Genomic DNA, 22,490 nt, shown 5'->3' with positions numbered 1-22,490 from the left:
ATTAACACTTATATCGATTGCGTAATCCATTCTTATTTTTATATTTGTAGTTAGCTTAAACATTTAAGCTGTGTTTAGCATTACTACTAATTACAAGAAAATAAAATGAAAAAACTGAAAGGGATTACGTGGAATCACACCAGAGGTTTATTGCCCATGGTGGCTACATCTCAACGTTTTACAGAACTGAACCCCAATATCGAAATTAGCTGGGAGAAAAGAAGTTTACAAGAATTCGCAGATGCTTCCATCGAAGATTTAGCCAAAAGATTTGACCTTTTGGTTATCGATCATCCGTGGACAGGTTTTGGTGCCGATACTAAAGCCATTTTGCCATTATCCGATTATCTTTCTGCTGAATATATAAAAGATCAGGAAATAAACACCGTTGGTAAATCGTACGGAAGTTACGTTTTTAGCGATAAATTATGGGCATTGCCAATAGATGCAGCGACTCCAGTTGCAGCTGCAAGATTGGATATTTTAGAAAAACAAGGATTGAAAGTTCCGCAAACGTATGACGATTTATTGGCACTAGCCAAAAAAGGATTAGTCGCTTTTGCAGGAATTCCTGTTGATGTATTAATGAGTTTTTACATGTACTGTTGCAGTCTGGGCGAAGCACCGTTTCAATCTCAAGAAAAAGTGATTTCTTTGGAAACAGGAACAAAAGCACTCCAAATGTTCCGAGAATTAGCACAATTAATTGATCCTGCCAACTTCAACAGAAATCCAATTCAGGTTTATGAGGCGATGGTCAATTCGGATGCAATTGCCTACTGCCCTTTCGCTTACGGATATTCCAATTATTCTAGAATTGGCTACAGCAAAAATTTGCTACACTTTTATGATTTAGTGAAATTGAATAATAACCTAATGATTAGCTCTTTGGGTGGAACGGGTTTGGCGGTTTCTTCATTTAGCCAACACATTCCCGAAGCGATTCAATATGCTGAATTTACAGGTTCATCACAAGTACAACAAAATATTTTTTCTGACAATGGTGGACAACCAGGTCATCTGCAAGCTTGGAAAAGCGATAGAATCAATAGTATTACTCACGATTATTTCAAGAATACTTTACCCTCTTTAGAAAGAGCTTTTTTACGTCCAAGATATTCCGGACACATGTATTTCCAAGATCATGCTGGTGATTTAGTTCGTGATTACTTAATGAATGGCGGAAATGAAGCATCCGTTTTGGCAGAAATGAACGCACTTTATACCAAGTCTTTAAACCTACAAGCCAAATGAAACCACTTGAAGGATTAGTCGTTTTAGAATTTTGTCAGTTTTTGGCAGGCCCTTCGGCGGGTTTAAAACTAGCCGATTTAGGAGCTAGAGTTATCAAAATTGAACGCCCAATAAAAGGCGAAGCGTGTCGTCAGTTGAGTATCAAAGATCTTTTTGTGGACGATAGCAGTTTGCTTTTTCATACCATAAACAGAAATAAAGAATCTTTTGCTGCCGATTTAAAAAATCCTGATGATTTGGTTTTAGTTAAAAAACTAATCGAAAAAGCGGATATTATGACCCATAATTTCCGTCCAGGTGTGATGGATAAAATTGGTTTAACTTATGAAGATACTTTAAAAATAAACCCAAAAATAATATACGGAACCATTACGGGTTACGGAGATAAAGGCCCTTGGGCTAATAAACCTGGACAGGATTTATTGTTGCAATCCCTTTCTGGATTAAGCTGGTTGAGTGGTCGAAAAAGTCAAGAACCCGTACCTTTTGGATTGGCAGTTGCCGATTTAATGTGTGGCAATCATTTTGTTCAGGGAATTTTGACTGCTTTACTAAAAAGAGCCAAAACTGGAAAAGGTGTTTTAGTCGAAGTTACTTTATTAGAATCGGTTTTAGATGTACAGTTTGAAGCGGTAACTTCTTTCTTAAATGATGGCGGACAATTGCCCCAGCGTGGCGATACCAAAGGAAGTGCGCACGCATTTTTGAGTGCTCCTTATGGGGTTTATCCAACTCAAAACGGCTATATTTCTTTAGCCATGGGGGATTTACTTTTCATTGGAACTATTCTAGGAATTGATTTAAAAAACTACGCCGATAAACATTTATGGTTTTCTCAAAGAGATGAAATTAGAGCAATTTTAGCAGAAAAACTACTCACTCAAACGGCTGATTATTGGTTGGATTTGCTTCAAAAAGAAGGCATTTGGTGCGGAAAAGTCTTGAATTACGCAGAATTAGACCATCAACCTTTTGTAGAAGAGTTACAACTGAAACAAACCGTAAAAAATTCAGCTGGAGAAACATTAGTAACTACCAGAAGCCCCATTCAATTGGATGGAGAAATTTTAACTAGCACAAAAGCAGCACCAAAAGTGGGAGAAGATAATTTAAAAATACATGAACAATTTTTGTAGATGAAACCATTAGAAGATTATTTAATAGTAGATTTTAGCCAGTTTCTTTCGGGGCCTTCGGCGAGTTTACGCTTGGCGGATTTGGGTGCTCGTGTCATAAAAATTGAGAAACCGGGAACAGGCGATATTTGCCGAACTCTTTATACTTCCGATTTGATAATGAACGGAGAATCTTCTGTTTTTCATACTATTAACCGAAACAAAGAATCTTTTGCTATTGATTTTAAACAAGCATCAGAACTCGAAAAATTAAAAAAACTATTGGCAAAAGCCGATGTGGTCATGCACAATTTCAGACCTGGAGTGATGGAGAGAGTAGGTTTGAGTTATGATGACGTAAAAGAAATCAATCCCAATATCATCTATGCCGAAATATCTGGCTACGGAACCAAATCCGAATTAAAAGATTTACCAGGACAAGATTTATTATTACAATCTCTGACTGCCTTAACTTGGTTGAGCGGCAATCAGGAAGATGGACCCGTCCCGATGGGTTTATCCATTGTAGATATGCTGGCTGGAGCGCATTTGGCACAAGGAATTTTAGCCGCTTTGTACCGAAAAGCAACTCGTAATATGGGTGCAAAAGTTCAGGTGAGTATGTTGGAATCAGCTTTCGATTTTCAGTTTGAAACCATTACGACTTATTTCAATGACGGTGGCGAATTACCCGTTCGAACAAAATCGAACAATGCACATGCTTATTTGGGTGCACCTTATGGCATTTACAAAACTAAAAATGGCTTTTTGGCTCTGGCGATGGGATCAATTCCGGTTTTGGCTTCGCTTTTAAAATGTGATGAATTGTTGCAATTTCCTGAAAATAAATTTGAATTAAGAGACGAAATCAAGAACGTTTTAGCAACACATTTACAAACGCAGGAAACCCAATTTTGGTTAAATATTTTAGAACCTGCAGATATTTGGTGCGCCAAAGTATTGAATTATCAAGAACTTTTTGCCGAAGAGGGTTTTAAAGTTTTAGAGTTTACACAAAAAGTTGAAATGCTGGATGGCTATTCGTATCAAACCACAAGATGTCCAATAAAAATTGATGGAGAATATTTTACATCAACCAAAGGTTCACCAAAATTAGGACAAGACAACGAGCGAATTATGAATGAATTTATAAATTAATAATGGGGAAAATAAGAATCGCTGTTAGAAAATTCGACCCTTTTGAAAGTACGCTGCAAAAGCTGTGGGATATGTTTTGTCTAAAAAACAACATCAAAATGGAAGCCGAAATGATTCCGTTGGAGTTACACGATTTGTATGAAGAAACCATTACCAAAAAAGGATTAATAAACGGAAACTGGGACATTGCCCACCTCAACACCGATTGGATTTTTGACGCTGCGAATGCAAAAGCCGTTCTGGATTTAAACCCATTAATTGCCGAAAATCCACCACAAGATTATCCAGAAGGTTGGCATAATTCTTTACTGCATTTGCAACAAATAAATGACGGCACTTACGGACTACCTTTTCACGATGGACCAGAATGTTTAATTTATAGAAAAGATTTATTTGAAAATCCAACTGAAAAAGAAAACTTCAAAAAGCAATTTGGTTATGAATTATATCCTCCTAAAACCTGGAAACAATTCGTTGAAATAGCCGAATTTTTCAACAGACACGAAGAAAATTTATTTGGCTGTGTTTTTGCGAATTATCCTGATGGGCATAATATGGTTTTTGATTTCTGTTTGCAATTGTGGACACGAAGCGGTTCTTTATTAAATGCTCAAAACAAAATTGATATTAATACACCAGCAGCAATTGAAGCTTTGGATTTTTATAGAAATATAGTTAATAATACAAAAGCGGTTCATCCTCAATCAAGAAAATTTGGTTCAGTTGAAGCTGGAATGGCTTTCGCCAAAGGAGAAGCCGCAATGGCAATCAATTGGTTTGGATTTGCCTCGATGTGTGAAGTGATTGAAGAATCGAAAGTAAAAGGAAAAGTTGATATTGCGGAATTGCCATCCAATGAAAATCATAAAACCGCTTCGTTGAATGTATATTGGTTGTACACCATTGGTACAGGAAGTAAGCATCAAAAACTAGCTTATGATTTTCTACGCTTTGCAACAACTCCAGAAAGTGATAAATTGTTGACCAACGAAGGCGGAATTGGTTGCCGAAAATCGACTTGGAATGATCCTGAAATCAATAAAACCATTCCGTTTTATCATAAATTAGAACTATTACACGAAACAGCGTTGACCTTGCCACAAACACCTATTTGGCCCAAAGTAGCCGAACTGATTGACCAAATGGTTTTGAAAGCGATAGAAAGTGATATTTCTTCCGAAGAATTATTAGAAAAAACTCAAAATAATATTCGAAAAATAGCCTAATAATTACATGAGTATCTTTGTCAAAGTTTTTGAACTTTGACAAAGATTACAACCTTAAAATATCAAAAAATGAATATTCCTTATAAACCTTTATTACCCAAAACGGAACAACCAATTATCATCATTGGAGCAAGTGGCATCGTGAAAGATGCCCATTTGCCAGCATATAAAATGGCTGGTTTCAGTGTTTTTGGAATTACCAATAGAACACTTTCAAAAGCAGAGGATATGGCCAAACAATTTGGTATTCCAAATGTTTTTGAAAATGTAGCCGAAGCAGTTAAAAACGCTCCGTCGAATGCTGTTTATGACATTACAGTTTTGCCTGATCAATACATCGAAATCTTGGAACAATTGCCTGACGGTTCGGCTGTTTTGATACAAAAACCAATGGGAAACGATTTGGCGCAAGCCAGAGAAATTGTTGCGGTTTGCGAACGAAAAAATTTGGTCGCAGCCATTAATTTTCAGTTGCGTTTTGCTTCTTTTGTAAGTGCATCACGCTATCTAATTAACCAAGGAATTATTGGCGATTTGTATGATTTGGAAATTAAAGTCACTGTAAATACACCTTGGGAATTATTTCCGCTGATCAAAGAACATCCACGATTGGAAATTCTTTTTCACAGTGTGCATTATATTGATTGTATTCGTTCGTTTTTAGGAAATCCAAAAGGAGTTTATGCCAAAACGAGTCATCATCCGTTGAAGAAATTATCCTCTTGTCGTTCTTCAATAATTTTGAATTATGGCGAAGCAATGCGTGTGGTTATCAACACGAATCACGATCATCATTTTGGACCCAAACACGAAGAAAGTTACATCAAATGGGAAGGAACCAAAGGGGCTATTAAAGCCAAAATGGGGTTATTGATGAATTATCCTGATGGAATGCCAGATGAATTTGAAGTAGCTTTAGCAAATGAACAAGGTACTTATGAATGGGAAAAAATAAACCTCGAAGGCTCTTGGTTTCCAGAAGCTTTTATTGGAACGATGTCCAACTTAATGCGTTTCAAAGAAGGTTCTGATAATAAATTATTAGCAAGCGTTAAAGATGTATTAGATACGATGAAAGTCGTGGAAGCTTGCTATATTAGCAACCAAAATGGAGGTGTTTCAATAGATGAATTATAATAATACGATTCGTCACTTCGAGTGATTTTGAATCGTAATGCGACAGCTTTACGGTTCAAAATTGTATCGAGAAGCCTTTAATAATAGATGGTTCTCGATACATTTTATTAAAAACAGCTATCGCATTTTTTAATAAAACACTCGAACTGACGAACCAATAACAAAATAAAATAAAAATATGTATTTTAAATCAACCTTTTTTGAAGATTACCAACTCAATGAAAAACGAGTAACTTTAGGTAGAACAATTACCGAAACCGATTTTGTGGTTCATGCAGGACACACAGGCGATTTTTTTCCGCATCACATGGATGAAGAATGGTGCAAAACGCAGCCTTTTGGACAAAGAATTGCTCACGGAACGATGATTTTCAGCATTGGCATTGGCTTGACGGCATCTGAAATTAATCCTGAAGCTTTTTCGAAAGGTTATGACCGAATGCGATTTGTAAAACCAGTTCACATTGGTGACACCATCCATTCTGAAATTACCATTTCTGAAAAAGGAGAAGCCAAAAGACCCGAAATGGGCACTGTTACGGAGCATGTAGAAATCATTAACCAAAGAGGTGAAGTGGTTTTGGTATGCGACCATTTATTATTAGTAAAAAAGAAATAACCTTAAAACCACCTATACAATTATGCAAGTAACTAACCAAATTGACAATCCAAACGAAGCGTCTGGCGAACAGGGATCAGGAAAAAAATACCTTTTGCCTTTTATTTTAATTACCAGTTTATTTTTCCTTTGGGGAATGGCTCACGGGCTAGACGGTATTTTGATTCCACATTTAAAAAAAGCCTGTCAGCTCAACAACAGCCAATCTACTTTGATTGATACGGCTATATTTTTTGCTTATTTTGTAATGGCAATTCCAGCGGGAATGATTATCAAAAAAATAGGTTATAAAAACAGCATTATTACGGGTTTATTGGTTTTTGCCGCAGGAGCATTTCTTTTTGTACCAGCTGCAAATAGCACCAATTTTGAACTTTTCTTATTTGCTTTATTTGTTATTGGTTGTGGATTAACTATCCTTGAAACAAGTGCCAATCCATACGCAGCAATTTTAGGTCCACCAGAATCGTCTTCCACACGATTGAATTTGGCGGCATCGTTTAATGGTTTGGCGGTAACTTTAGCTCCTTTTTTGGGAGGTGCTTTTATTCTTTCGGGCATTAACTACACTCCAGAACAAATGGTGGCCATGTCAGAAGCTACAAAAGTAGCTTATTTTCTGGAAGAAGCATCGGCAGTAAAATTGCCTTACATTATTTTAGGAACTATTTTGGTTTTGGTAGCCATTATATTTTATTTCATGCATTTGCCATCAATGAAACAGCCAGAAACTGAAAATGAAGTGAAACCTGGTTTTTTCTCTGTTCTGAAATTTTCTCACTTAAGTTGGGCAGTAGTCGCACAATTTTTTTATGTAGGTGCACAAGTTTGTGTTACTAGTTTTTTTGTTCGAATTGCTCAAAAAGAAGCAGGATTGGATGAAAAAACAGCTGCTTACTATCTTGGTATTTACGGCTTTTTGTTTATGGTAGGTCGTTTTAGCGGGACTTTCTTTTTGAAATTCGTTAAAGATTATGTCTTACTTTCTATCTATTGTGTTATTAGTGTTTTCCTTTGTTTAGTTGCGATTTATGGATCTGGAATTTCTATTATTTATGCGCTTGGAGGTATCGGATTTTTTATGTCGATTATGTTTCCAACTATTTTCTCTTTAGGATTAGTTGGTTTAAAATCAAATACTGAAACAGGTTCTTCTTGGTTGGTAATGTCAATTGTAGGTGGAGCTATTCTTCCTTATGCCATGGGAACTTTAATCGACATGAAACACGATGATATTCAGGCTGGTTATATCATTCCGTTGGTATGTTTCTTAATCATTCTTTATTTTGGTTTAGTTGGTCACAAAGTAAAAAAGAGCTTATAATCCAATAAATAAAACAGTTAGACTGTACTATTTTTATGGATAGATAAATCAATTAAAGAAACTATCAATCTTTTACAATCTAAAATCTTACTATTAACCCAGAATCCTCATTAAGAATCTGGGTTATTTTATTATAATTACTTAATATTACAAACAATTTCGTAAAAAACAATTCTATGAAATACTTGATTTTAGTATTTTTTATCATTAATTCAACTTGCTCTACAGCACAAAACACCTTCCAAAATAGCAAAAAGCATAGAATAGGTTATGTCCTCAGCATAGGTGATACGAGAAAATTTCTTGATTTAGGAACCCCTATAGCCTATAGTATCACTTCCCATCAGATCAATTATTTTTATAAATGGAGAGAGAAAGAAAAAACATCTTGGGAATTTATGGTAGCACCACAAATCAATCATGCAAAATACAAAGATTTTGAGGACAATCGGGATTGGATAGAGCTAAAAGAACAAGGAGTCAACTTTGGCGTTAGTTACAACTATGCAATAACTAAAAGTACCAAAACATATCTATTATTAAGTATCGGACCTCATTATATTTCTGAATTAATACCTTATAGAGCAGCAAAAGGGCTTACCTTTTCAGACAATGCTACTGTTGGAATTACACAAAAAATTAGTTCTAATTTCTCCTTTGATTTGAGATATGGAATAAGACATATCTCTAACGCTGGTTTAAAAAAACCAAATATTGGTATTAATACTATGATGTTAAGTACAGGGTTGTATGTGCAACTATAACTTTTTAACGCAACTATTTTCTATTAGTAAGGCTTTGTTTTTGTTATCTGTTATAAATGTAATCTCTAATTTATAATAACGAACAGAAAATTTTTGTAAAAAAGTAAGAATTTATTTTTAATTATATAAAATTCAAAAACTAAACTCAAAATAAATTTAGGGCAATATGAACCTCACTTATTGCAGAATATTACCGATTCAAATAAAAAAATCGTTTACATCCTCTATCCTTAGCTAGATTTTGCAAAATCTTAAATAGAAAAAACAAAATTTCATTTTATCGTTTTTTTTTATAAATAAAAAACACATCATGTAATTTATTTATAAATTTACCTTAAATACAGCAAAATAATTCTAAATTAGCGTAATCGATTACGCAGAATAAACCACCAAGCTAACCAAACCAAAAAACACAATTATGAAAAAAATTTTACTCTACGTGGCTCTACTATTTGCTTCAGCAAATATATGGTCACAAGTTATCGACAACAGCAAAACATCAGGATGGCTAGAATCGGCTTTTGTGCAATGGGCTCCAGTTGCAGGTGCTGATAGTTACAATGTATATTATACTGGTGGTGGAGAAACCAACAAGAAAATAGACACCCAGTTAATTCGCAACTATGGCACTTATTTTCGTGCTGACGTTCCTGGTCTTGCAGCAGGTTCTTACACACTTACTGTAAAACCAGTAACTGCAAATGTGGAAGGCACAGGAAGTACAACCTCTAGCTTAACTGTTTTAGCACACGATCGTTGGGGTTTTGGTTTTGCTAACGGACGTGTTCCTGGAGCTTACAAAGCGGATGGAACACCTAAAACGGGAGCTGTAATTCTTTATATTAGTCAAAATACTAAAAATACTATTTCGGCTACTATCACTGGGGCTACTACAAATCCGTGTGTAGGACTTCAAAATATATTATACGGTATCAAAAAAGGAAAAGATTTGCGTCCGTTTATTATTCGATTCATAGGAAATATTACTGATCCAGCTGTTCTAGAAGGTGGAGATATTGTTATTGAAAACGATCAAAATGCCGCCAGTTATATTACATTAGAAGGTATTGGCGATGATGCTGTTGCCAATGGATTTGGAATTCGTCTTAAAACTTCTTCTAATGTAGAAATTCGTAATCTTGGGTTAATGTTAACCAATGCCAGTGAAGGTGATAACATTGGTTTACAACAAGACAACGACTATACTTGGATTCACAATTGCGATTTATTTTACGGAAGTGCAGGTGGAGATGCCGACCAAGCCAAAGGTGACGGAGCGATGGATGCCAAAAAATCGACTTATATTACCTTCTCTTATAACCATTTTTGGGATTCTGGAAAATGTAATCTTTTGGGATTAAGCGAAAACACTACTACTGGTTTATATATCACATATCACCATAACTGGTACGATCATTCGGATTCTCGTCATCCACGTGTACGTTTTTATTCGGCTCACGTTTACAATAATTATTATGATGGAAATTCTAAATACGGAGCAGGATCTACAGAAGGTTCATCGGTATTTATGGAAAGTAATTTCTTCCGTAATTGTAAATACCCAATGCTTACTTCTATGCAAGGAACGGATGTATTTGGTGGAGCCGAAGGTACTTTTTCTGGAGAAGATGGAGGAACCATCAAAGCATTCAATAATGTTATGATCGGACAAATGCGTTATGTTCCTTATAATGCTACTACCAATCCAATTGAATTTGATGCTATTGAAGTTGCTACGAGAAACGAAACTATCAGCGCTAGCATTACGTCAAAACAAGGAGCAAAAACCTATAATAATTTCGATACCAATTCGGCAATAATGTATGCTTATACCCCTGATAGCCCAGCGGTAGCCAAAGATAATGTGATGTTATATTCGGGACGCATACAAGGCGGCGATTTAAAATTTACTTTCAACAATGCTACAGACGACACCTCATCTGCTGTAAATTCAGCTATGATGTCTGCACTTACTTCTTACACGACAAAATTAGTAGCCATCCAAGGAGAAACTGCGCCTGTAAGCAACCAAATATTAACCATTCCTAACAATAATAACCAAACCGTTTCTGCTGGTAATGCTATTGCTGCTACAGTTTTTACTTGGGGAGGCGATGCTACAGATGCCAATGTAACGGACTTACCAGCTGGATTAAGTTCAACTAAAAACACAACAAATAAAACCATTACCATTACAGGTACACCAACAGCTAACGGAACTTATACTGTAACCACTAGCGGAACGGGAACACCAGCTTCTGGAACGGGAACAATAACAGTTACAGCTGCAAGCACACACACCCTTTCTTCTCCTACTAACAAAAACCAAACGGTAACAACTGGAACTGCCATCGGAGCGATTGTATTTACTTGGGGAGGTGATGCTACAGATGCCAATGCCACAGGATTACCAGCTGGAATTACTTCAACTAAAGATTCTGGAGCAAAAACAATTACTATCACAGGTACACCAACCGCTGCTGGAACTTACACGATTACAACTGTTGGAACTGGAACATCAGCCACAGGTTCAGGGACAATTTCGATTTCAACAGCTACTGCTGGAGATCAAATTCACAACTTTACCAGTGATGGAAAAAACAGTACATTCTACACTATTATAGGAAATCTTTCGACCACAAAAGGAACAGTAAACTACGAAGGCTTGACCTTAACACAATGCTTGAAAATGGAAACTGCCACAACCATCACTTACACAACAACACAACCAAGTACTTTGACACTTGTTTTTGTTGAATTAGATGGTTCTGCCAAAGTTGATGGAATCGATCGTACAGCTACGAATGGTATAATTACATTATCACTTGCAGCTGGAAGTCATACAATTGCCAAGAAAAATGCGGATAATTTATTTTATATGAAAACCGCTTATGCCACTTTAGGTATAGAAAACAACATCCAAAGTCCAAAATTGACTTTGTATCCAAATCCGGCTACCAACCAATTGTATTTTTCTTCTTCTGATCAAAAAATAAATACAGTTACTATTTATAACCTAACAGGAGCTTTGGTAAAAACAATCTCTAATGTTTCGGAAGCTATTGATGTGAGCAACTTATCCAACGGAAGTTATTTGGTTAAAGTAACTACCGATAAGGGTTCCTTTACCCAGAAGATTATTAAAAATTAACCAAAAAACCAATTTAACCAAAAAACCAAAACCCCGCTTAAATCAATTTAAGCGGGGTTTGAATTTTTATAATCACATAAAATCAAGAAACCTCTTCCTCATTACCCTTCTTTCTCCAATAATTTGCCAATAAAGAACCAGAAACATTCATCCACGGACTAAATACAGCCGAAGCTAAACCTAAAGTTGCGAGTTTTCCCATAGAACCTGCCAATCCAGATGCCATTCCACCATTTTGAAGACCCACTTCAAAAGCGATGGTCTGACTGCTTTTTTTATCCAATCCGCTTAATCTACTCAACCAATAGCCAAAAAAGTATCCTGCTCCATTGTGCAAAACCGAAGCCAAAAATAACAAAAACCCAATCTGAATTAAATTATCTCTTCCAGCAGCTGTGGTTACCAACGTAAAATAAATAATTCCGAACATCGAAAAATAAGGCATAATCGCATCTATTTTTGGATATACTTTATACAACAAATGATACAATGTCCCCACGATAAAAGCACCACAACTGAAATTGATAATTTCTAAAATAGGCGAAGCTACACTGTCTTCGGCAACTGCAAATGAATCTCCGAAGAAAACAACAACAGCGAGCCAAATTGCTGAAAGGATTGTCAAAATATAAATTCTCTTTTTTGCCAAAGTTCCATAGTTTTTCAAAATATCGTGAACCATTGCCGCAGCTAAAGGCACAAGAACGATTTTAATGATTTCCATCATCATATTCAAAAAATGAACCTCAACCATTGTGCCCGCAAATATTTTCATCAAAAACGGAGTCATAATTGGCGCCATTAAAGTGGACATAGCCGTCACGGTAACGGACAAAACCAAATTTCCTTTGGCAATATACGTCATCACATTCGACGCCAATCCGCTGCTGCAAGAACCAATCAGGATAATTCCCGCGGCAATTTCAGGTTCAAAACCAAAAGTTTTGGCAATCAAAAAACCCATAATCGGCATAATTGTAAAATGTCCCAGCAAACCAATAAGGACTCCTCTACCCGATTTTCGAATACCCGTAAAATCTTCGATACTCATTTGGGTTCCCATTCCGAACATCACCATTTGAATAATGATTAGAATAAGCCATTTATTCCGCATATCGAAACTTCCCACGTGCAGGAAGAATTCCGGATACAGCAATCCGGCGCAAACCGCAGTGATAATCCAAAAGGTATATTGATACCCGCTTAATAATTTTAGATGTCCAATCCCAACAGACAAACTAGCAAAAGCTAAAATGAGTGTTGTTTTCCAAAGGGAATCCATTTGTTGAAAAAGTCCAAAACTGGTTATCAAGAAAAAGGCCAAAGCAAGCCAAAGAAAATATTTACGCATAAAAAGGGTTGGTTAATTTGGTTGGTTAGTAATAGTATAAAATCAATTTAAAAATATAGTTCCGCCAGTTTTTTCATGGCAATGGCCGGACTTGCCAAGATTGGCACCAGTTTTTCATCGGCACTCAAGCCATCGACTACCCTTGCCATTGAAGCCTGCGCCAAAACAATGACATCTACTTCTTTCATTAATTCTTTCAAGGCTTTGGCAACCATTTCGTCGTGTTTGGCTGCATCTCCGCTCATCAAAGCTTCGAAAGCGCCTTCGCATAATTTGGAAGTAATCGTTACATTTTTGCCTGCCAACTCCGCTCTTCTTCTCACCAAATCGCTGGTTGGTTCCAAAGTCGTTGGCAAAGTGGCAATAACACCAATTTTGTTGCTGATTTGCACCGCTTCATCCGCCATCGCTTGATCTACTCGAATGACAGGAACAGTACTCAAAGTCGCAGCAGTTTCAATCGCTACACCAATGGACGAACAAGTAACCAAAATCACATCAGCTCCCGCAGCTTCGGCAGCCTGAACGTGACTCACCACTCTGGCCGCTGTATTGGGCATTAATTTTCCTTTTTTAATGACGTCTTTTATCAAGCTGTCATCAACTATATTGAAGGTTTCCACTCCACTTAAAAACTCGTTTGTCAACTGTTGAAACAACGGAACCAATGTTGCCGATGTATGTACGAAACCTAAAACTTTTGTGCTCATAATTTTTCTCCTTTTAATACTTTTATAAAATAATCGGCAGTACCTACCTGTCCGCCTTTAAAATTCATTTCTATTCCGTTGACCCATTCGTTGTCCGAAACTGCTTTGCAAAGCGGTGCTCCGGGTGCAATAGGTGCAATCATTTCCAACGCCAGAATATCCAGCTCGGAAGCGGCATAACTCGATGTATCGCCGCCTGCAAAGAGGATTCTTTTTAACGGAACTGCTTTTAACACCTCATTCGTTATTTGTCCCAAAACGCTTCCATAAATCGAACTGCATTGTTTTTGAATTTCGTTTTCAGTAATTCTTTTTGATTTAAAAAACAATTCCGTTTCGGCAATGCGCGGGTCATTTGGACCTGTACTCGTATGCAGAATCGTGCTTTTGCCCTGATTGAAATTTTGAACAATCTGAACAACGGTATTTTTTATAATTTCATCCTGATTTTGAATATCAACAGCTTTGCTTTCTAATGGAATTTCCAGAAATCCATTTTCGAGGGCATATTCAATTTGACCGGAAGTTACCGGAGAACAGCTTCCCGATAAAACGAGTATGGGCGAAACTTCTCCCGGTGATTCAAATTCAATTTCGTTTCCTATGATTTTTTCGTTTTTCCAATTCAATCCCAAAGCCATTTCGATTCCGGATGAACCTACTGAAAACAATGTTTTGTCAGTTGCCAATTGGTTAAAAACACTTCCGATGGTTTTGAGATGTTCCAAATTGAAACCGTCAAAAAACAGAATTTCGGCATTGTTGCTTTCTACCGCTTCGAGAACTGCTGATGTGCCTTTTTCGATTGTTGTTAAATTGACAAGATTGATGGATTTCTCCGTTTGTTTTGCCAGATGCAAAGTCAAATCGCCTTCCAAAGCGGGTGTAACAGGATGTTTGCTCATGGATGGATGGCGATCGATCCGATAAATTTCACCGTTTCCGATCGTTCCCATTCGGGCAAACAGATTTCCGAAAACGCAAAATCTTCCTAAATGTGGTGCTGACGGCGACACCAATACTGTTTTTTGATTGAAAACTTCAATCCCGATTTTGATTGCTTTTCCGATATTCCCTACATGTGGAGCCGAATCGAAAGTGGAACAGACTTTATAATGAAAGTGATTTGGGGCAAAACTTTTCAGGTTTTCGAAAGCGGGAAAAAGTTCCACTTCCATTTCCAACGGTGACATCGATCGGCTTTTTCCGGCCAGACCTATGGCCTGAATTCCCGGAAAGCGATCCAGGTCTTTTTGTTCCGGTTTTCGAAGAAAGAGAACGGTTTTCACTCCGGCCAGCGTCAGGAATTCCAGGGCATCCGTAGAGCCTGTGAAGTCGTCGCCATAATAGGCCAATAGCAATTTATCGTTCTTCATTATTTCGAAAATTTCTTTACCGACTCGGCAAATTCCGGATATTTCAAAGCCGTTTCTTCCACAGACAAACCGTCAACGGCTCCTGTCCAGGCTTGCTGTAATGCATTTACTCCGGCTTTTGGGCCCATTGGATGTGCCAAAATTCCGCCACCTGCCATATACAGCAAATCGGTGGTTTGGGTTCTTCGGTAGGTTTCTACGGCTTGTCCGCCCCATTGCCCCGAAGACACTACAGGTAATATTTTGTATCCGCCTAAAAAGGGTTTCAAACAGGATTTTATCGAGGTTACCACCGAATCATCCGATTCCCAAAATTTATTCTGGATTCCGTTAACGTGCAGTTGATCGACTCCTGCCAGACGTTGAATTTTTTGATAAGCCGGAAATTCAATTCCCAACAACGGATGTCGGTTCAGCATTCCCCAGCCGTTTCTGTGTCCGTGAATCACGAGTTCGCCCTGATCACAGATTTTCTTTGTTCCGGAAAGTCCCACACTGTTAATGCTGATCATCGCACAGCTTCCTTTTTCCTTTTTAATCAAATCGTATTTTCGTTGCATTTCGTCAATTTCATCACTGATATTGAACGCATACATTACCTTTTTACCTGTTTTTTGTTCGTTGTCACGAATCACTTTCATAATCGCTTTTACCCTTTCATCAAAGGGCGAATTAGCAGCAGACCCCATCAATTCGTCATCTTTGATAAAATCGATTCCGGCATCAATCAACGTTTTGACCAAAACACTGGTTTCCTCCACACTCATCCCAATACTTGGTTTGATAATCGTTCCAATCATTGGTCTATCGGTCACGCCACAGGATAATTTGGAGCCTTTGATTCCGAATTTTGGTCCCTTGAAATGAGTTGCGAAAGAATCAGGAAGTTCAAAATCCATTAACTTCAAACCCGTAAACTGCGTGATTTCGTATAAATTCCCCTGTAAAGTGCTGATTAAAACTGGCAGATTATAACCAAAGTTTTCTATTGACCAACTTACTTTTACTCTTGCTTTCTGGTATTTCTTTCCTGGAATACTTCCTCCCGGAATGGATGGTTCATCTGCCAAATCCAATAATTGAATATCCTCGACACGTGCTGCAAAACGTTTTTTCAATTCTTCGGTTTCGCCCGGCACCGACACAAATGTCCCCGAGGACTGCTCCCCCGCCAAAACCGCCGAAGCCTGTTCTACATCATAAGGGGTTTCTATAAGATATTCTGCAAAAACTCTTTCCATTATTCTATCTTTAAAATATTGTTTATCTATTCTACTTTTATGTCCATCGTTGCCGCAGCAATTCCGTTTCCTGTTGAAGCGGTTAATTTAATATTTTCTTTCTTCCCATTGGATTGAATAATCGCAATACATTTTCCATTAAACAATTTACAGGAATTCGCTTTAAAAGAATCAAGATTCGCCTGATAACCATTGTCAACACCGACCAATTTTCCGCCTCCACTAACTTCAAAATTAATCAGGTCATTAGCATTTGGCAGAAGATTTCCGTCTTTATCAACAATAGAAACGGTTACGTAAACCAAATCGTAAGTATCATTTTTAATGGTTGTTTTATCGCTTTTTAAATCTATTTTAGAAGCAGTTCCTGCGGTGTGAATTTCCTTTTCCAAAACTACTTTTCCGTCCTTTCTTGAAACTGCTTTCAAGGTTCCCGGTTCGAATTTTACGCGCCAGGAAATGTGCAGATCGTCATTTTGTTTGGCTTTTTTGCCCAATGATTTTCCGTTGAGGAATAATTCAACCTCATCGGCATTGTTGTAATATGCCCAAACATCGACTTCCTGATCTTTTTGCCAGTTCCAGTGCGGGAAAAGATGCAACACGGGGTTAGTCGTCCATTCACTTTGGTACATATAATAGACATCTTTTGGAAGTCCGGCTAAATCGATGATTCCGAAATACGAACTTCTCGCCGGATACGGATACGGATCGGGTTCGCCAATATAATCGACTCCTGTCCAGATAAAAGTTCCCGCCATGAAATCCTGTTTTTTGATGGTTTTCCAGTTTTCTTCATGGGTAGCACCCCAATAGGATTTCACCTGATCGTAAGCCGAAACCGTCCAGTCTGCATTGCCGTCAAACGGAGCGCCGTGTTTAGTCGGCCACGCTTTAATTCCGTCAGGAAAATCATAATGACCACGGGTTTCGAGTGCCGAAACACTTTCGGAAGCTATTATTTTCTGCCCTTTAAATTTGACTGGAAAATCTTTATAATCTTCGTGTTTGTAATTGAATCCCAATAAATCCAAAGCACCCGACTGGTAAATAAAATTTTTCTCGATTACATTTTCGGTTAAAGCCGAAGTAACGGGACGGGTCTTGTCGAGCGATTTTACAATTTGAGCCAGTTCTCTGGTAATCGCAATTCCGGTGCTGTCAAATTGTTCACGTATTTCGTTTCCGATGCTCCACATCATCACCGATGGATAGTTGCGGTCGCGTTTGATAAAATCTTCCAAGTCCTGTTTGTGCCACGCATCCCAGTCTTTGTGGTAATCGTTGGTCACTTTTTTCTTTTTCCACACATCGGTAAACTCATCCTGAACAATGAAACCCATTTCGTCACACAGCTTCATCATTTCCAATGAGTGCGGATTGTGCGCCATACGGATAGCATTGGTTCCCATTTCTTTGAGTAACGTCAGTTTTCTGCGAAGAGCGTGAATGTTTTCTACCGCTCCCAAAGCACCGTTATCGTGATGCAGGCAAACTCCTAATATTTTCGTTGGAACACCGTTTAACGAAAATCCTTTTTCAGAATCGAAATTAAAATAGCGGAAACCAAGCGGAGTTTCGTAATTGTCGATTAGTTTCGATTTCTCATAAATTTTGGTTATGACTTTGTACAAATACGGATTTTCGGTATTCCATAATTTTGGCTGATTCAAAGCCAGATTGTGAATCTTTTTTGCCGATGTTTTGGCTGCGATTTTTTCTATGGAAGTGTTATTCGCAACTTCAACATTTTCAGCATTGACGATAGAAGTCACAAGTTTGAATTCTTTTTCGGAAGCATTCTCATTATCGATATCGACTTCCAGATGAATGGTTGCTTTGTCTTTCGAAACTTCAGGCGTGGTTACATAAGTTCCCCATTTCGCCACATGCAGTTTTTCGCTGGCCACCAATCGCACGTTTCTGTAAATTCCTGATCCAGTGTACCATCTTGAATTGGGCTGTGCATCGTTATCAACTTTTACTGCGATGATGTTCTGTTTACCGAAATTCAAATATTGTGATAATTCATAAGCGAAAGAAATATATCCGTTAGGTCTCATTCCCAAAGAATGGCCGTTGATGAATACTTCGCTGTTTTTGAAAACGCCATCAAATTCAACCGAAACGACTTTGTTTTTCCAATTCGCAGGAACGGTAAATGTTTTGCGATACCAGCCTTTTCCAGCCGGTAAAAATCCCTGTGCCTGTTTTGTTTTACTGTCTTTATCGAAAACTCCTTCAATACTCCAATCGTGAGGCAGCTGCAAAGTTCTCCAATCGACGGTGTTGAAATTCGCGTTGATCGCCTTTGGATAATCTCCTAGTTTGAAGTTCCAGTTTTTATTGAAATCTTCAACAATTCTGGCTTTTTTGGCTTGGGCGAAACAAGCCGTCGAAAGCAGTAATACCAATACAATTCCTATCTTTTTTACCATTGTAATTATTTTTTTTGAACCATATAAGTCATATAAGTTTTTATCTGAAACTTTGACAAACTGAACTTATATGTTTTAATTTTTATTGAAACTCGAAATTATCCAACAACAATCCTTTTATATCGTCTGATTCTATTGTGATTTTATAGGTTCCTGCGTTAATGTATCCTCCAGAAGTTGTATTCAAAATTTTCCATTTTTCTGTTGCCGAAGGAAATTCAATCGTGTCATTTCGCATCAGGATTCCGTAGGCGTCTTCCATTTTAAATTTGACTTTCAAAGGTGTTTCGTTTCGGTTCATAAATCGGAAACGCATCAGGTAAATTCCTGCAACACCCGGTTTAACTTCAAACTGAATGCTGTTTTTTGTTTTCTCCTTAAATTCGATATAATCGGCTTTTTTGAAGTTTCCTTTTTCGATTCCGGCTCCAGTGGTTTTGGCGGTTTCTGCTTCCAAAAGAACAACGGGTCTTGAATCGTCTTTTTCTCCCATATCGTAAGTTGGAACGACAGCAATTGTGCTATTTTCAAAACCAACTTTTTCTCCTTTTTTTACTTTTTTATGGAAAACCGAAAATTCAACTTTATCTGAATTTCTGGCAATTTCTGTCATTCTTTTATACCCTGAAACAGAATCTTTTGACATGTTAAGTAGATAAATTTCCGAATCTTCTTTGACTATGAAAGCTTCCGAAGATTTAGCTTTAGATGAAATCTGCAAATAATCTGCACCATAAACTTCAGCAGGTAATTGCGTAAAAACAACTTTAGAATCTGAATATTGTTTGGAATTGATATCCAACCAAGAACCGATTTTAGTTTCTGAATTACTCTCAACATTCTGAATATTTTTTGGCGAAGCCAAAGCTCCTTTTACCATTTTATCTTTGGTTGCAATTGCAATAGCCGAAATAATTGCCTGACTTGCTTTTACATTTGGGAAAGAGATAATAATTTTTCCGTTTTTGCTTTTTACGAAGAAGGTTTTCTTTAGCGCCGAATCGTGTCCGACTTCACTCCAGATATCCAAATCTTTCAGAACCACATTCTCATTGATGGCTACATCAAACAAACGCCAGCCTTTGCAATCCAGTCCGCCACCGGTTCCGTACCAAGGCTCTGTGAAATACAATTCTACCAGATATTCTCCGTCCGGAGCTGGGAATTCGTAACGTAATTTATCGATTCCGTATCTGAAACTTTGAAACAATTTCCAGTCTTTTGTTCCTGAAATTGGGTCAAAAGTACTTCTTTGACTGGCATAAAAATCAGGCAATTGCTTGAAATTATCTGTCCACGATAATGAACCCCAGGTGTTTTCTCCGCTTTTGTGGACATCTGCTTCCCAAGTATTCCATAAAGAATCTGTTATAGCTGCACCACCACAATTGACTCTGTAAATATAATTATATCCTTTTTGAGGCTGTAAAATCGTTTCTTTTTTCGTTTCTAAAGCATTGAAATTAGGCGCTTTTGGCAAACTGTTCAATACAATATAATCTTTGGCAACTGCTTTTCCGTTTACATATCCTACGGCATACAAAACGTTATATTGAATATTGACATTATTCCATTGAAAATGCTGTCCCAATCCTGGATTTTTTAGTTTTCCGAGCGATGCTTTATTGATGTCATTGAACAATTCTACCTCATCACAATTGGAGTACACATCGATTCCGTTTTTAATTCCTGGAGCATCCCAACGATTCGGCCAGGTGTGCGATACGATGTACACCATTGGATTGATTTTGTTCGAAACATAATTGGCGCGGTACATATAATACGCATCCAGAGGTTCTCCCCAGATGCTAAAAAGTCCTTTGTAATTTACGGGTCCGACTTTGTCTATATCCCTAAATCCTTCTCCATTTTGCACGCGTCCCGGATTTTCGTGCGAAGCAAAAAGCCAATTGAATTGTCCTGCGATTTTATCTTTTACCGATTCGGCTTCTCGGACTTTGATTTCCATTAATTGGGAGAAGCGGTTTTCGCTCAAAATTCCTTTTTGGTCAAATTCGCCTTCGGTGTGCAGGTCGTGTGAACGCCAGGCGCCGTATTCTCCGTTTAGCAATTGCGTACTCATTTCGACATCGTAGTTGAAAGGATCGCCACCGTAGGTTCCCGACCAGTTTTGTACGACATTCCAATCGGTTCCTTCGCCTCCGTTACAAGTTGTAACGATGCGTTGTGAAGCCGACATTGGATCCATTTCGCGGATGATTTGGGTACATTCTTCCGCAAATTCCTTCGGGATGGTGCTTTCATTTTGCAATCCCCACATTACGACTGACGCATTGTTTCGACGTTCCTTGATCCATTCTCGTAACAAGGTTTTAAAATTTTCCTTGAATTCGGGTGTGTCGTACCAAATATGAGCTGAAAACTGACTCCAAAACAGGATTCCGTTTTGATCCAACTCTTCCTGATATTTTAAATTATGAGGCTGGTGCGCTTCACGGAAAGCATTGAAACCGCCTGCTTTTATTTGTTCAATTCTGGAATGAATTTGCTCATCAGAAAACGAATGGCTGTTCCCAATCAAATGTTCATATTCGCAGGTTCCATTGACAAACAAAGGCTCATCGTTAATGTAAAAACGATTGTCTTTTCCGTCTCTGCTCACTGGCCAGCTAACCCAACGGATTCCGTAGGGTCTTTTTAGTTCGTCTATTTTTTTCCCGTTTTCAGAAATTGTGGTAACCAATTGGTACAAATACGGATTGGCAGGTAACCACAATTTTGGGTTTGCAATTTCGGGAAGTGTTTGTGCAATTTCTTTAGTTTCTCCTGAAGTGTTTTTGACATCAGTTTTTACGCTAACAACTTTTTTCCCGTTTGTATCAAAAAGGGTGTTTTCGATAGTAACGTTTCTATTTGAAGTTCCGTAGTTTTTAATTTCGGTAGTAATGTTCAGAATCGCTTTTTCTTTGGAAGTTGATTTGTCATTCCAAATGTGAACACCGAAAGGTTCTATCCGAACTTCATCAGTAACGACCAAAGTTACGGGTCTGAAAATACCCATTGGTTGGGAGCCTTCTGAAAATCCCCATTCTCCGGAACAGCCTCCACAAACCCAAGGCAAATCGGCAATGAAGGATGGATGCGAGGCTTTGACAATTATATTGTTTACTTTTTCGAAAGAAACTGCTTTTGTAATATCGACTGTAAAAGTGGTTCTTCCGCCTTTGTGTTCGCCAACTTTTTTGCCGTTTACCCAAACCGTAGCATAAGAACTTACACCTTCGAAAAAGAGAAAAAGTCTTTTTGAAATATCTTTTTTGTCAACTTTTAATGTTTTGTGATACCAAGCAGTTCCGTGTAAATTACCGTGTTTCGTTCTTCGGAATCCGTAATACTGATCCCAATTGTGGGGTACATTTACTTTTTGCCACTGGGAATTTACTTTTGGATTTTGCACAAAGGTTTCTTCCTGTTCCGGAAGTTTGTCCAAAACAATGGTTTCCCAAGAGGAGTTCAGCGAAACTTCTTTACGAAAGGATGTTGCTTTTTCCTGGGTTTGCGACCACGAAAAAGCAGTTATAAAAAATAGTATGTAAATTATTTTTTTCATATTAACATTTTAACCCAGTCAGGGTTTTGGACCCTGACTGGGTTGAGAAAACCGA

The 22,490-nt window shown here is 37.8% G+C and carries 15 protein-coding genes; 9 read left to right on the top strand and 6 right to left on the bottom strand.

Annotated elements, in window-relative coordinates; genetic code table 11:
- The first annotated feature begins 105 nt into the window (after positions 1 to 105).
- The 9 genes from OZP15_RS04015 (at position 106) to OZP15_RS03975 (ending at position 11,748) form a co-directional block, all read left to right on the top strand.
- Positions 106 to 1,254 carry an ABC transporter substrate-binding protein gene (locus OZP15_RS04015; RefSeq protein WP_269227214.1) on the top strand — a complete coding sequence of 383 codons (1,149 nt, stop codon included), beginning with the start codon at positions 106 to 108 and terminating at the stop codon, positions 1,252 to 1,254.
- Positions 1,251 to 2,390, top strand: a complete 1,140-nt coding sequence (locus tag OZP15_RS04010; RefSeq protein WP_281337083.1) for a CaiB/BaiF CoA transferase family protein — start codon at positions 1,251 to 1,253, stop codon at positions 2,388 to 2,390. Before OZP15_RS04015 ends, OZP15_RS04010 begins: the two co-directional genes overlap by 4 nt.
- The gene (locus tag OZP15_RS04005) at positions 2,391 to 3,527 is read left to right on the top strand and encodes a CaiB/BaiF CoA transferase family protein (RefSeq protein WP_281337082.1); all 1,137 of its coding nucleotides are present in this window, start codon (positions 2,391 to 2,393) and stop codon (positions 3,525 to 3,527) included.
- Between the two features lie 2 nt (positions 3,528 to 3,529).
- The gene (locus tag OZP15_RS04000; protein WP_281337081.1) at positions 3,530 to 4,753 is read left to right on the top strand and encodes an ABC transporter substrate-binding protein; all 1,224 of its coding nucleotides are present in this window, start codon (positions 3,530 to 3,532) and stop codon (positions 4,751 to 4,753) included.
- 69 nt (positions 4,754 to 4,822) lie between these two features.
- Positions 4,823 to 5,890, top strand: coding sequence for a Gfo/Idh/MocA family protein (locus tag OZP15_RS03995; protein ID WP_269227212.1), 1,068 nt, complete (start codon positions 4,823 to 4,825; stop codon positions 5,888 to 5,890).
- 178 nt (positions 5,891 to 6,068) lie between these two features.
- Entirely contained in the window at positions 6,069 to 6,509 is a 441-nt protein-coding gene (locus tag OZP15_RS03990; RefSeq protein ID WP_281337080.1) for a MaoC/PaaZ C-terminal domain-containing protein, read from the top strand.
- 22 nt (positions 6,510 to 6,531) lie between these two features.
- Positions 6,532 to 7,833, top strand: a complete 1,302-nt coding sequence (gene fucP / locus OZP15_RS03985; RefSeq protein WP_281337079.1) for an L-fucose:H+ symporter permease — start codon at positions 6,532 to 6,534, stop codon at positions 7,831 to 7,833.
- A 176-nt stretch (positions 7,834 to 8,009) separates the two neighbouring features.
- The gene (locus OZP15_RS03980) at positions 8,010 to 8,597 is read left to right on the top strand and encodes an acyloxyacyl hydrolase (protein ID WP_281337078.1); all 588 of its coding nucleotides are present in this window, start codon (positions 8,010 to 8,012) and stop codon (positions 8,595 to 8,597) included.
- Between the two features lie 418 nt (positions 8,598 to 9,015).
- Positions 9,016 to 11,748 carry a pectate lyase family protein gene (locus OZP15_RS03975; protein WP_281337077.1) on the top strand — a complete coding sequence of 911 codons (2,733 nt, stop codon included), beginning with the start codon at positions 9,016 to 9,018 and terminating at the stop codon, positions 11,746 to 11,748.
- 82 nt (positions 11,749 to 11,830) lie between these two features.
- On the opposite strand, the gene OZP15_RS03970 is transcribed toward OZP15_RS03975, so the two are convergent.
- The 6 genes from OZP15_RS03970 to OZP15_RS03945 form a co-directional block, all read right to left on the bottom strand.
- Positions 11,831 to 13,099 carry a bile acid:sodium symporter family protein gene (locus OZP15_RS03970; protein ID WP_281337076.1) on the bottom strand — a complete coding sequence of 423 codons (1,269 nt, stop codon included), beginning with the start codon at positions 13,097 to 13,099 and terminating at the stop codon, positions 11,831 to 11,833.
- A gap of 47 nt (positions 13,100 to 13,146) precedes the next feature.
- Positions 13,147 to 13,809 (bottom strand): aspartate/glutamate racemase family protein, encoded by a 663-nt coding sequence (locus OZP15_RS03965; RefSeq protein WP_281337075.1) that lies wholly within the window; start codon positions 13,807 to 13,809, stop codon positions 13,147 to 13,149.
- Complete coding sequence (locus OZP15_RS03960; RefSeq protein WP_269227205.1) at positions 13,806 to 15,185, bottom strand: four-carbon acid sugar kinase family protein; 1,380 nt, start codon at positions 15,183 to 15,185, stop codon at positions 13,806 to 13,808. The genes OZP15_RS03965 and OZP15_RS03960 overlap by 4 nt, the downstream gene beginning before the upstream one ends.
- The gene (locus OZP15_RS03955) at positions 15,185 to 16,426 is read right to left on the bottom strand and encodes a ribulose-bisphosphate carboxylase large subunit family protein (protein WP_281337074.1); all 1,242 of its coding nucleotides are present in this window, start codon (positions 16,424 to 16,426) and stop codon (positions 15,185 to 15,187) included. Before OZP15_RS03955 ends, OZP15_RS03960 begins: the two co-directional genes overlap by 1 nt.
- 26 nt (positions 16,427 to 16,452) lie before the next feature.
- Positions 16,453 to 18,864, bottom strand: coding sequence for a glycoside hydrolase family 2 TIM barrel-domain containing protein (locus tag OZP15_RS03950; protein ID WP_281337073.1), 2,412 nt, complete (start codon positions 18,862 to 18,864; stop codon positions 16,453 to 16,455).
- An 82-nt stretch (positions 18,865 to 18,946) separates the two neighbouring features.
- Complete coding sequence (locus OZP15_RS03945) at positions 18,947 to 22,435, bottom strand: malectin domain-containing carbohydrate-binding protein (protein WP_281337072.1); 3,489 nt, start codon at positions 22,433 to 22,435, stop codon at positions 18,947 to 18,949.
- Positions 22,436 to 22,490: the final 55 nt, after the last annotated feature.

Origin of the sequence: Flavobacterium eburneipallidum (genome assembly GCF_027111355.2) — a bacterium.
In the GTDB taxonomy this organism is placed as follows: Bacteria; Bacteroidota; Bacteroidia; order Flavobacteriales; family Flavobacteriaceae; genus Flavobacterium; species Flavobacterium eburneipallidum.
The sequence above is the reverse complement of the archived record's forward strand: the minus strand, read 5'-3'. Positions and strand labels throughout refer to the sequence as shown.